Annotated in this window: 13 protein-coding genes, 1 rRNA gene and 1 other RNA gene (1 of these 15 only partly in view); all 15 read left to right on the top strand. The window is 44.2% G+C overall.

From position 1 onward, the window contains the following. The first annotated feature begins 102 nt into the window (after positions 1 to 102). Entirely contained in the window at positions 103 to 495 is a 393-nt protein-coding gene (locus ACBP55_RS36565; protein WP_464648458.1) for a response regulator, read from the top strand. 129 nt (positions 496 to 624) lie between these two features. Next, complete coding sequence (gene fba / locus ACBP55_RS36560; protein ID WP_029197214.1) at positions 625 to 1,479, top strand: class II fructose-1,6-bisphosphate aldolase; 855 nt, start codon at positions 625 to 627, stop codon at positions 1,477 to 1,479. A gap of 439 nt (positions 1,480 to 1,918) precedes the next feature. Beyond that, the gene (locus ACBP55_RS36555) at positions 1,919 to 3,178 is read left to right on the top strand and encodes a UDP-N-acetylglucosamine 1-carboxyvinyltransferase (RefSeq protein ID WP_029197215.1); all 1,260 of its coding nucleotides are present in this window, start codon (positions 1,919 to 1,921) and stop codon (positions 3,176 to 3,178) included. Positions 3,179 to 3,240: 62 nt separating this feature from the next. After that, a complete protein-coding gene (gene rho / locus ACBP55_RS36550; RefSeq protein WP_060647390.1) occupies positions 3,241 to 4,536 on the top strand; it encodes a transcription termination factor Rho in 1,296 nt (431 codons plus the stop codon). A gap of 136 nt (positions 4,537 to 4,672) precedes the next feature. Then, positions 4,673 to 5,947: a radical SAM family protein gene (locus tag ACBP55_RS36545; protein ID WP_464648457.1), complete on the top strand. Its 1,275-nt coding sequence runs from the start codon at positions 4,673 to 4,675 to the stop codon at positions 5,945 to 5,947. Between the two features lie 120 nt (positions 5,948 to 6,067). Beyond that, positions 6,068 to 6,265, top strand: coding sequence for a 50S ribosomal protein L31 (gene rpmE / locus ACBP55_RS36540; protein ID WP_029197218.1), 198 nt, complete (start codon positions 6,068 to 6,070; stop codon positions 6,263 to 6,265). 91 nt (positions 6,266 to 6,356) lie between these two features. Further along, positions 6,357 to 6,767 carry a hypothetical protein gene (locus ACBP55_RS36535; protein ID WP_029197219.1) on the top strand — a complete coding sequence of 137 codons (411 nt, stop codon included), beginning with the start codon at positions 6,357 to 6,359 and terminating at the stop codon, positions 6,765 to 6,767. A gap of 56 nt (positions 6,768 to 6,823) precedes the next feature. Then, positions 6,824 to 7,087, top strand: an RNA gene (gene ffs, locus ACBP55_RS36530) — signal recognition particle sRNA large type. Positions 7,088 to 7,271: 184 nt separating this feature from the next. Then, on the top strand, positions 7,272 to 8,705 hold the full coding sequence (locus ACBP55_RS36525) for an ATP-binding protein (RefSeq protein WP_464648456.1): 1,434 nt from the start codon (positions 7,272 to 7,274) through the stop codon (positions 8,703 to 8,705). A 78-nt stretch (positions 8,706 to 8,783) separates the two neighbouring features. Beyond that, entirely contained in the window at positions 8,784 to 10,535 is a 1,752-nt protein-coding gene (dnaX, locus tag ACBP55_RS36520) for a DNA polymerase III subunit gamma/tau (protein ID WP_464648455.1), read from the top strand. A gap of 20 nt (positions 10,536 to 10,555) precedes the next feature. Continuing rightward, a complete protein-coding gene (locus tag ACBP55_RS36515) occupies positions 10,556 to 10,867 on the top strand; it encodes a YbaB/EbfC family nucleoid-associated protein (RefSeq protein WP_028555044.1) in 312 nt (103 codons plus the stop codon). 43 nt (positions 10,868 to 10,910) lie between these two features. After that, positions 10,911 to 11,507, top strand: coding sequence for a recombination mediator RecR (gene recR / locus ACBP55_RS36510; protein ID WP_173184832.1), 597 nt, complete (start codon positions 10,911 to 10,913; stop codon positions 11,505 to 11,507). A 166-nt stretch (positions 11,508 to 11,673) separates the two neighbouring features. Then, positions 11,674 to 11,931 (top strand): DUF2508 family protein, encoded by a 258-nt coding sequence (locus ACBP55_RS36505; RefSeq protein ID WP_051253696.1) that lies wholly within the window; start codon positions 11,674 to 11,676, stop codon positions 11,929 to 11,931. Beyond that, positions 11,932 to 12,201 carry a pro-sigmaK processing inhibitor BofA family protein gene (locus ACBP55_RS36500; protein ID WP_464648454.1) on the top strand — a complete coding sequence of 90 codons (270 nt, stop codon included), beginning with the start codon at positions 11,932 to 11,934 and terminating at the stop codon, positions 12,199 to 12,201. 302 nt (positions 12,202 to 12,503) lie between these two features. Then, positions 12,504 to 12,711: ribosomal RNA gene (locus ACBP55_RS36495) — 16S ribosomal RNA — on the top strand (it continues 1,334 nt past the right edge of the window).

Raw genomic sequence — 12,711 nt, 5'->3', positions numbered from 1 at the left:
TTAGTTCTGTTCCCTCAGAAGGAAATCGAAAATGAATAGCGAATACCTTTAGAAACATATACATGGGAATTTGTTATTCGTTTTCGGGAGGGAAATAGGCTGATGAAGAAAAAGGTATTGATTGTCGACGATCAAAATGGAATTCGCGTACTACTCATGGAGGTATTCAGTAACGAAGGGTACGATACCTATCAGGCCTCGAATGGCAAGTTGGCCTTGGAAATCGTGAGAAATTCTTCGCCTGATCTTATTCTACTGGATATGAAAATTCCTGGCATGGACGGTCTGGATATTTTGAAACATGTTAAAGCCATTGATGCATCGATCAAAGTCATTATGATGACAGCTTACGGCGAACTCGATATGATTAAAGAAGCAACGGATTTGGGTGCGATTATGCACTTTACCAAGCCTTTTGATATTGATGAATTGCGTATGGCGGTCAATATGCAGCTTAATAATGAATCTAGCAGCGGTTTTGCAGTGGGATCCTAGTCATAGGGTCTTTTTTGTTGTCGAAATACGAGGGCTTGGTTATCATTTGAAAAGTTATGTGCTATAATAACTCAGGTATGACAAAGAGCGGTATGCGCATCTACTATAGGTTCTAGGAGGAAGAGAAACATGGCATTGGTTTCAATGAATGAATTTTTACCTAAAGCAAAAGCGAACAAATTCGCGGTGGGTCAATTTAATATGAACAACCTTGAATTCGCTCAAGCGATTGTGGAAGCTGCAATCGAATTGAAATCCCCGTTCATTTATGGTGTAAGCGAAGGCGCACTAAAATATATGGGCATCGAGTTTACAGTAGCAATTGCTGAAGCTGCAGCTAAAAAATCCGGTCTGCCGATTGCTCTACACTTAGATCATGGCAGTTCCTTTGAAGTAGCAATGAAATGTATCCGTGCAGGATTCAGCTCAGTTATGTTCGATGGTTCCCACTATTCTTTCGAAGAAAACATTCGTTTGACGAAAGAAGTCGTAAAAGCTGCTCGTGCAATGGGCGTATCCGTTGAGGGTGAGCTTGGAACAATTGGCGGCGTTGAGGACGACATCTCTGTTGATGAAGAGCACGCTAACCTTGCAAAACCAGAAGAAGCTATCCGTTTCTATGAAGAAACAGGTGTTGACTGTCTGGCTATCGCTGTAGGTACTGCACATGGTATGTACGCAGGCGAGCCTAACATTCACTTTGATATTATTGAAGCAGTTTCCAAAGCAATTCCAGTTCCTGTTGTTCTTCACGGTGGATCCGGCGTTCCTGACGAAATGATTCGTAAATCTATCGCAGCAGGCGTTGGCAAAATCAACGTTAACACAGAGAATCAAGTGGCATGCACAGAAAGCATCCGCGCGGCTCTGAACAAAGATGCTAAAATTTATGATCCTCGTAAATATCTCACCCCGGCTCGTAATGCTATGATCGAAGTAGTAAAATCCAAAATTCAATTGTTCGGAAGCAGCAACCAAGCTTAATTCCAATTGTATAGTCAGGGTAGGAAATGCAGTAGGGCACAGACGGAAGATAGACGAAAGAATATCGTCCGTCTGTGTCATTGCGTGCGTTTCCTTCTTCTATTTTTTTGCGCTTATGTTCTCTGAGAGAACCATAGCTATTTTAGTTTGTGAAGCCGCTTTTTTAGTAGATAAGAAAGTATAGTTTTATACTTTTGCTTCGCATCTACCTTGACAAACGCGCTCGTCCCTGAAGGACGACGGAGTCGTTTATCCTTGTATGGATTTATAAGAAATTATTAAATTTATATGCTCGTTCACTTGATTTTGACGATTGCTAGTCTTAAAGGACGCAGTGGAGTCGAATATCTTTGGTAAAGTTTGTGTTGGGATAGGTTGCATTTGTTTGCTTTGATTTACTGCTTAGTAAGTAGGCACCTGGTTTAGGGGGAGAATCATGTTGGAAAAATTAATGGTGGTCGGGGGACGTCCACTACGGGGAACAGTTCAAATTAGCGGGGCTAAGAATAGTGCAGTTGCACTCATTCCAGCCGCAATTCTTGCTGAAACATCGGTTACTTTGGATAATCTGCCTCATCTGAGTGATGTGGCTATATATACAGAAATTTTAACGGATCTAGGGGCTTCCATAGACTGGAACGAAGATCGGATGACGATTGACCCAAGTCGAATGAAGTCACTTCCGATGCCAAATGGCAAAGTAAAGAAGCTCAGAGCATCCTACTATTTAATGGGAGCGCTGCTCGGGAGATTTGGAGAGGCGACGATTGGTCTGCCGGGTGGTTGCAACTTCGAACCGCGTCCGATTGATTTGCATATTAAAGGTTTTGAAGCTTTAGGTGCCGAGGTTAGCAATGAGAATGGCGCATTAAAGATACGCGCCAAGGAACTTCGCGGTGCCAAAATATACTTAGATATGGCGAGTGTCGGAGCAACGATTAACATCATGTTGGCTGCCTCGCGAGCTAAAGGCGTTACGATTATCGAAAATGCGGCCAAAGAGCCTGAAATCATAGATGTGGCAACACTTTTAAACTCAATGGGTGCCAAAATTAAGGGCGCTGGAACAGAGACCATTCGTATCGAAGGCGTAACGGAGATGCACGGTTGCCGACATTCCATTATTCCTGACCGTATTCAAGCAGGTACGTATATGATTGCTGCAGCGGCTACACGCGGCGATGTGACGGTCGACAATGTCATTCCTAAACATATGGAGGCTTTGACGGCAAAGCTTCAGGAAATGGGCGTACATATTTACGAAATGGATGAGTCCATTCGTGTTGTCGGTCAGCCTGAATACGAAAGTGTTGATGTGAAAGCTTTAATTTACCCTGGGTTTGCGACGGATCTACAATCTCCGATGGCGAGCTTACTTTGCCAAGCTAAAGGAGTTAGCATATTAACGGACCACGTTTATAGTAATCGTTTCAAACATATTCCTGAGCTAGTGCGTATGGGGGCAAAGATGAAAGTCGAAGGACGCTCAGCCATCATTGAGGGCTCACAGCTTAGTTCTGCCAAAGTGAGAGCAACGGATTTGAGAGCAGGAGCTTCTCTTGTGCTTGCGGGCCTTAGCGTAAGAACAGGTGGCATCACAGAAGTATCCGGGGTTGAGTTTATTGATCGTGGTTATGAGAACTTGGTATTCAACTTATCTTCACTGGGCGCAGAGGTTTGGCGCGAGAGCGAGGAATAAAGTACCAAGTAACAGGCAATGCTAGAATCCAATTGAAAATTTAATAGTTTGGTGGTTGAAACATGAGCATGCAGCTTGCTGAGCTTGAAGTACTCAAGCTTACTGAATTATATAAACTAGCTAAGAAACATCAGATCCAATACTACGGTACGCTGAAGAAAAAAGAACTCATCTTTGCAATTTTACGTGCACAAGCTGCTGAGAGTGGTCTAATGTTCATGCAAGGTGTTCTCGAGATCCTTCAGGAAGGCTTTGGATTCTTACGTCCAATTAATTACCTTCCAAGCTCGGAGGACATTTATATTTCGGCTTCCCAGATTCGCAAATTCGATTTGCGATCGGGGGACATTGTATCGGGTAAGTGCCGTCCGCCCAAAGAAAATGAGCGATATTTCGGGCTTCTTCAAGTTGAAGCGGTGAATGGAGAGAAACCGGAAACGGCAGCAGAGCGACTTCATTTCCCTGCATTGACACCTCTTTATCCAGACACACGGATAACGCTTGAAACTGAGCCTAACAAGATTTCCATGCGTATCATGGATTTGCTTGCCCCTGTTGGATTAGGTCAACGCGGCCTGATCGTAGCCCCTCCTAAAGCAGGAAAAACATTGCTGCTGAAAGAAATAGCCAACAGTATTTCTACGAATTATCCAGAAATCGAACTCTTCGTTCTGCTTATCGATGAGCGTCCGGAGGAAGTTACCGATATGCAGCGTTCCGTCAAAGGTGAAGTAGTTGCTTCCACCTTCGATGAGCTTCCCGAAAATCATATTAAAGTCGCAGAGCTAGTTCTAGAACGCGCGATGCGTCTAGTTGAACATAAGAAAGATGTTGTCATTCTCATGGACAGTATTACTCGGTTGGCTAGAGCCTATAACCTTGTGGTTCCTGCTTCTGGCCGGACGTTAACGGGTGGTATAGACCCTGCTGCCTTTCATCGGCCTAAACGTTTCTTCGGGGCCGCCCGTAATATTGAAGAAGGCGGCAGCTTAACAATTCTTGCTACTGCACTCGTAGAAACAGGCTCACGTATGGATGACGTCATTTATGAAGAGTTTAAAGGTACAGGTAATTTAGAACTTCATCTGGATCGTAAAATGGCTGAACGCCGTATCTTCCCTGCGATTGATATTCGCAAGTCAGGAACTCGCCGCGAAGAAGCACTTCTAGGTAAAGATGAGCTCGAGAAGGTATGGGCGCTTCGCAGAGGGATGAACGATTCGCATGAATATACAGAATCCTTCATTAAGAAGCTTGCCGATACGAAGACTAATCAAGAGTTTTTGGACTCTCTGGCTTCCCCTTCAGCAGGATCAACTGGGGTTAACAAAGGTAAAGTTAAGAATTCAGCTTCCTAAGCCTCAAGCTACATTTTATTGGTCATATATCGTGTGAGATAACAACTTAATCGGTTTCGATTCATCCTGACAAACACGGTCGTCCTTAAGGACGACTTAAGTCGTTTATCCGTGACGCATAAAGAGGAGTACCGTTATGAACTTGGTTTATTCAGATTTAGAAGGAAACGTTTTTGACCATCCTGATTTCTTGGCTCTTGGCCGAAACGCTGAAATGATAACAGAAATTTTGGAAGATGAGTTAATTCCACTGCCTGAGGGATCTACACTAGTCAGTTTGCCGTTTACACGTCCGGTAGGCATTGATGCCGCAACAGGCGATATGAAGCTGGTTGAGGGGGATTATCATGCCGTAGGGGCCTTGCTGCCGCAAGGCTTCACAAGGCTGCTGCTCCCTGGTTATGTGAAATCGGACAAGTCTAAAGCACTGCCCCTTTTCGGATATACGGCTGTCGTTTGGAAAGATGATGGTTTCTATGTAGCCGCCCGTTTGACAGATAATCCTTATTACTGGAATCCCGTTCATTGTGATCCGACTGAGCTTGAGGTAGAGGTCAAACGACTGGTTGCGAAGTATCCGGATAATCGGTTATATGCGCATTTGTCCAACTGTGCACTGGGTTATGAGTGTCTGACAGCTTCGAATACGTTCCTTCAACGTTGGGAGGGTGCCGTTCCGGTCTCCTATTCCTGCAACGCGGGATGCTTCGGCTGTATTTCCGAACAACCGGATGAGAGTGGCTTCGTAGCGCCTCAGACTCGTATGAACTTCAAGCCTAAGGTCGAAGAAATCACTCAGATCATGCTCGAACATCTGCGTACGCCTGAGAGTATCATCTCCTTCGGGCAGGGCTGTGAAGGGGAACCAAGCACGCAAGCCGTGATTATTATCGATGCCATCAAGCAAGTGCGTGAGCAAACGAAGATGGGCTATATTAACATCAACACCAATGCAGGTCTCACGGATCATATCCGCGGCATTGTTGATGCTGGGCTTGATCTCATGCGGGTTAGTACGATTAGCGCGCTGGATGATCACTACAACGCCTACTATAAGCCAAGAGCTTATACGCTCAAGAATGTTGAGAAGTCTCTCCGTTACGCCACGGATAAAGGAGTCATAACTTCGATCAACTATCTCGTATTCCCTGGTGTAACCGATCGAGAAGAAGAGATCGAAGCGATGATCGAATTCGTGCGAAGAACGGGATTGAAATTGATTCAATTGCGCAACCTGAATATTGATCCAGAGAGTTACCTCGGCATTATCCCCAAAGCAAGAGGTGAACTGCTTGGGATGAAGCAAATGATTGAGATTTTCGAGCAAGAACTTCCTGATGTTGTGCTGGGTTCCTACTCGCATACTCCGAAGTTCTATACAAGTGATCGAAATGCCACTACGGTGCTCTAAAAGAAGTCATTTACAGTCTTTTTTCCATTGCATCAAATCTCCCGAATATGATACAATGCATAAGTACGTCCATTAACTCTGTTTCAGCAAATGATTCAGGGCGGAAAGAGGTGAACCATCATGAAAGCAGGTATTCATCCTACTTATCATGCAACCACAGTGACTTGCGCTTGTGGTAACGTGTTCGAAACGGGTTCAATTAAGCAAAATCTTCGTGTTGAGATCTGCTCCAATTGCCATCCTTTCTACACAGGTAAACAAAAGTTTATCGATGTAGGCGGCCGTGTCGACAAATTCAAAAAGAAATACGGAATCTAATTGGCATCAATTACTTTGCTGCCAATCAGCATAAGACAACCTCCCTTGGTCATCCTAAGCTTAGGCTTAGAGTCCAATGGGAGGTGTTTTTATGTTTAGGGATCTGCTTCGGTTTACGGTTGCCATCTTACTCATCACAAGCTTAGTTGGCTGTGGAATTAATTCAGGTAACAAGAACCCACTGTCCGAGAATCCGAATTATAAAGCACAACATTACAAGCAAGACGGGTACTTGGGGCTTACCAGTGTCAATCCGAACGACCCCCTTAACCCTACGTATCATCATTACGAGGATGATTCGAATTTAATGAAGGCCGTGCTCTCACAGCTGCAAGGTATTGAGAAAACGAATATCACCATTAACGGACCGAACGCTAAAGTGAAAATAAAACCAAGACCATCCTTGACGCCTGCACAAGTGGAAGAGCTTCGCTCACAAGCTCAAATGGCACTAAACACCAATATGCCACGCTATAATGTGACCGTAAAAATGGTTCCCTAACAGGTAGATTTTCCCCTCGGTTGCTATTTGCAATTGAATCAGCTATACTATTTTTACCGTGCTAGATGGGGAGGTAGCGGTGCCCTGTAACTCGCAATCCGCTGTAGCGAGGTTGAATTCCTGTTAGCGGTACTGTGATGTGAGGTCTGGCTTTTACACGTGGTGTTGAGAGTCGGGTCCTTCGCAATGAATGCTCATGAACCCGGTCAGGTCTGGAAGGAAGCAGCCGTAAGTGAGATGTTTCATGTGCCGAGGGGTTGCCTGATTTGAGCCAACGGTAAGAGTTCGCTTGTATCACTTTATCAATAACAGGTGCACGGTTTTACTTAATAAATGTGAACTTTCATAATGACATCTAACAAAACGCCAGTAACTAGGGCGTTTTTTCTTTTTTTCAAGGGAAGGAAAATTCTTGCTCTAGAGAGAATGGTTATAACATGTAGATTCATGTGAACGATTGCGCATTTTGCGATTCAATAGAGAGAAAGTGAAGGTGTTGCTGAAATGTCCATTCATGACCCTCAAGATTACATGGTATCCATCGATGAAATGCGGAAGCTATTCAATCATAGCATACAAACGGGTATGCTCGTTGTGGATGAGGACGGTAAGATCATTTTAGCGACAGATCAAGTGTTGAAATACTCGGGTTATTCAGCGGAGGAAATAACGCATATCTCATTCCCTCAGCTTTTTAAAGTGAGGGCATCTTTGCGTGAGCTGTACGAATTTTACTTTAAGAACGATTCCAGTCCTGGGGAATGGCCGCATGGATTTTTAATAGGTAAGAATGGCGAAACGATGTTTTATCAATTCTCGATGTTGAAGCTTATGCGCGGCGATAAGTATATGTATCTCTTGACCATGAAGCATCAGGATAGCTCGCAATTAAGCTTGCTGCAGCGGTTCTCGGACGCTTTTTTGAAAGATATTAATTTAGGTGTGTTATTGATTAGTGTGAGTTTTACGCTTGTTGACGTCAGTGATCGAGCATGTCAGATTCTAGGAATGGATAGGGAGCATATTCTTAATAAGTCGTTAGATGAGATTTTTGCTACGATTCCGAGTCAGCATAAGCTTGTCCAACGAACGATTTTGAATGGTGCTGTAGTCCGCAATCATGCGGTTTCATGGACGAATAATGAAGAGCGGTTTGAGCTGCTGCTGGATTCTAATGTGCTCAAAGATAATCAAGGTAACATTGTAGGGGCTTATGTCATCTTCAAGGATGTCACGAATATGCGCTCGCTGGAAGAAATGGTTCAAAGAAGCGACAGGCTTGCTATGATTGGACAAATTGCTGCTGGCACAGCTCATGAAATTCGAAATCCGCTAACTTCAATCAAAGGCTTTCTTCAGGTGCTTCGGCGCACTTTTGAAGTGAAAGGGATGGAGAGAGAACAGAGCTTCACGGTAGTCATGTTGGAGGAAATCAATCGGATCAACGAGTTGGTTAATGAATTTCTGCTGCTAAGTAAGCCCAAGCATGTTTCTTATGAGAGGATCGATGTGACCGAAGTGCTGCGAGGGATTTTGCCTATTATCAATAATGAAGCTATTCTTTACGATGTGAATCTTCAGTATGAGGCGTCATACCATTTGCCGGAAGTGATTGCTGATAAAGAGCTGCTCAAGCAGGTATTCTTAAATGTTTGTAAAAATGGCATCGAGGCTATGTCGGATGGAGGGGTTTTAACGATTTCAGAGAAAGTAGACACGGTAGAACGAAATGTCTGCATTGACATTCATGACACAGGTTCGGGCATACCGATGTTCGTCATTGACAAAATTTTTGATCCATTCTTCACAACCAAGGATACGGGAACCGGGTTAGGTCTTTCGGTGTGCCAGCGAATTATTCACGATATGGGAGGGACGATACGTGTATCTTCCAAGGGCTATGGAACGACATTTACGATATCGATTCCTTATACTTGATCGTCTATTTCATCCCTAGGTGCGTTATAGTATAATGGATTTAGTCATTCCATGCAGGGATTATTGGAGAGGAACACTATGGCACATATTGCTCTGTACCGAACGTGGAGGTCTCAGACGTTTCGTGAAGTTGTCGGTCAGAAACATATCACGCAGACGCTGCAGAATTCTTTGCGAGAAAATCGCCTTACTCACGCTTATTTGTTCAACGGACCTCGAGGAACAGGTAAGACCAGTACGGCCAAAATATTAGCTAAAGCAATCAACTGCTTAAACGGTCCGTCAGAAGAGCCTTGCAACGCTTGTTCAGCATGTGAACGAATCACCGAAGGTGCTGTCATGGACGTTGTCGAAATCGATGCTGCCTCCAATCGCGGTGTAGAAGAAATTCGAGATATTCGTGATAAAGTGAAGTATGCCCCAACAGAAGTAAGGCAGAAGGTGTACATCATTGATGAAGTGCACATGCTTACGACTGAAGCTTTTAATGCCCTTTTGAAGACGCTCGAGGAGCCTCCGGCGCATGTCATGTTTATTTTGGCAACAACAGAACCGCATAAGATACCGGCTACGATTATTTCCCGCTGTCAACGCTTTGACTTTCGGAGAGTGTCGATGGAAGATCAGGTTCAGCGGCTGCAGTATATTTGTGATCAGGAGCAGATCTCGGTTAGCGAGGAAGCTCTCCATTATATAGCGAGACTATCAGATGGCGGGATGCGCGATGCGCTCAGTCTGCTGGATCAGGCCGCGTCATTTGCGACAGGTGAGGTTCAGCTCTCAGACATTTTGTCCATCACCGGTGGTGTCGCTTCTGATCAATTCAAGAAGCTCGTTCTTTACATCAAAGAGAAGAATCTTGGAGCTGCGCTTGAGCTCATCGATACTTTCATGCAGGAAGGCAAGAGCGCTGACAAATGTATTGAAAATTTGATTAATTACTTCCGTGATTTACTTATGGTTCGCATGGTGCCGAATTCACCTGTCATTACAGAACGTGTTTTTGATATGGGTGACCTTAGGGAAGTGGCGAATCACTTCTCACCGAGTGAAATGATGGCTATGATTGAGACGTTGAATCATTACCAAAGCGAAATGAAATACTCTGTACAACCTCAAACCCTGCTAGAAATATCCATTATGAAAATTAGCGGCGGTCACAGAGGGGCAGAGAGCAGTTCGTCTGTTGGTATCCCTGCTGAAGCAGGAGGACGTGTGCCTCAAGGTAATCTTTTTGCCCAAATGACTCAAAAACTTCAACAACTTGAAGAACAGATAACTTCACTGGTAAAATCGGGAGTAACGGGTGCAGCAGCCGATTCCAATGCGAGGCAAGCAGCCTCTGCCAAAGTGCCGGTGGCCTCAGTTCCTTCGAAGAAATCAGGTATCAAGCTCGATGGTTACTTGAAAGCCGCGGAGAGTCCAGAAACCAAAGCTGCTCTCATGAAGTGGAGTCAAGTATTAGGCGATGTCAAAGAAAAGAAGATTACCGTACATGCTTGGTTCGTTAATGGTGATCTGGTGTCTATGCTTGATGATGTCGTACTCGTTGCTTTCAAGAATGAAATGCATCGCAATACAACGGAAAAGCCAGAAAACAAAGTCATTATTGAGCAAGTGCTTACTTCGGTGCTTGGCAAGCCAATGCGTTTACTTACGATTATGCGTAAAGAATGGGACGACGCTAAGAATGATGCGGCTAGCAGCGCTCCAGAAGTGATGGAGTTAGTGGCTGATGGCGAAGGTAACGGTGCTGCTGTCAAAGAAGAATGGATTTCGGAAGCGATCCAATTATTTGGAGAAGAGCTAGTGACAATTAAAGAAGACTAAATATAAAGGAGCTATCCACGATGAATAACATGAACCAAATGATGAAACAAGTGAAGAAAATGCAAGAGCAAATGATGAAAGCCCAAGAAGAACTAGGTACGAAAATGATCGAAGGTACAGCAGGCGGCGGTGTTGTCACTTGTATCATCAACGGACACAAAAAAGTACAAAGCATCACAATTAAGCCTGAAGCTGTTGATCCGGATGATGTTGAAATGCTGCAAGATCTCGTACTTACGGCAGTAAATGACGCAATGTCCAAAGCCGAAGAAATTGCTAACAAAGATATGGGCAAATTCACAGGCGGTATGAATATCCCTGGATTGTTCTAAGACAACCGAGTGTAACGATTCTGAATGATGAAGGAGTCTTCCTTTGTATTACCCCGAACCGATAGCCAAGTTAATCGATGCCTTCTCCCGTCTGCCGGGGGTAGGTCCCAAAACGGCAGGTCGCCTAGCTTTTCACGTCCTTCGCATGAAAGAAGAAGACGTGATTGACTTCGCGAAGGCGCTTGTCAATGTGAAACGGAACCTTCACTATTGTTCCGTCTGTTGTAACATTACAGACGTTGATCCCTGCCGCATCTGTCAAGATAAGAGCAGGGACGGTTCCGTCATTTGTGTCGTACAAGAACCTAAGGATTTGGTCGCTTTGGAACGTACCAAAGAATTCGAAGGGTATTATCACGTGCTGCATGGTGCGATTTCCCCGATGGAAGGGATTGGACCGGATCAAATTCATATTGCGGAATTACTCAAACGTTTGGGTGATGAAACGGTGCAGGAATTGATTCTGGCTACAAATCCTAATATTGAAGGAGAAGCTACTGCCATGTACTTGTCCAGGTTAATTAAGCCATTCGGTCTTCGAGTTACGCGAATCGCGCATGGACTGCCAGTGGGCGGAGATTTGGAATATGCGGACGAAGTGACTCTGACCAAAGCCATGGAAGGGCGCAGGGAATTATAAAATAAGCTGGCATGATAATCAGGGAGCTGCAAAGCTCTCTTTTTTTCTGCCCAAAAAGTATACTTGAAGTTCTAAAAACTCCTTTTCTCCCATATGGATAAATCAATCCGGTTATATGAGGAATGGAGGTATGCTTGTGCGACCAGCGCTATTAGGAAAGTATGGGATGAAAAACCCAAAGACGAAAACCGTTCAAGAAGAACTGAAAAAGGACAAGCAGATGCTGATCCAAGAGATCCGTACGGCTCATGAGACTTGGGTGGCAGCTCAAGCGCATTTTGAATTTGCTTTGGACAAGGATCAAATTGATTATGCCATCTATGCGATGGAAGCTGCAGAAAAAAGATTTGAAATGCTCATTAAACAAGCCAAAAAGCTAGGGGTAAGTCTAATTGACAGTGACCGGTTAATGGAGGTGAAATAGGTGTATCTTAAATATGTCATATGGGGGGTGCTCATACTCTCATCTCTTTTGCTAGTGTTCCTAATATTTCGTAGTCGCGGCGGAGGAAGGGTATTATCTGGACTGGGGCTGAATGTTGTTGTTGCAGCATTTCTCTTATATTCATTGAACTTATTGAGTACTTATACACAATTTGAACTCCCTATAAATACAGTCACTCTGGGGACAGTTACTGTTCTAGGGATTCCTGGGATCTTACTTCTTGTCGGTTTAAAATTGACTTTGCTCTAGATGGAAGAACATTCAAGTAAATCATGTGTTGACTCCGTTGCAGCATCTGTGGTATCTTATAAAAGTTGCCGCTGAGACATGCGGGGATAAAGAAGTAACTTGAGAAAAACAAGTTGCAAATGAATTGTTAGTGTGTTATATTGGTCTTCCGGCTTTCGAAAGAGAGTAGGACGAACTGTACGATTGATCTTTGAAAACTGAACAACGAGTGAGTAAGCACGAACGAGAAATCGTTCAAAAAAGAGATTGCAAAATCTCGCTAGCAACGCAAATGAGCAATTAAGCTTTCAAATAGTTTACCTATTATGGAGAGTTTGATCCTGGCTCAGGACGAACGCTGGCGGCGTGCCTAATACATGCAAGTCGAGCGGACTTATCCTTCGGGATAAGTTAGCGGCGGACGGGTGAGTAACACGTAGGTAACCTGCCTATAAGACTGGGATAACTATCGGAAACGATAGCTAAGACCGGATAACTGGTTTTCTCGCATGAGAGAATTATGAAACACGG

Source organism: Paenibacillus sp. WG02, from assembly GCF_055396115.1.
This window is presented reverse-complemented; position numbering and strand designations above follow the sequence as displayed.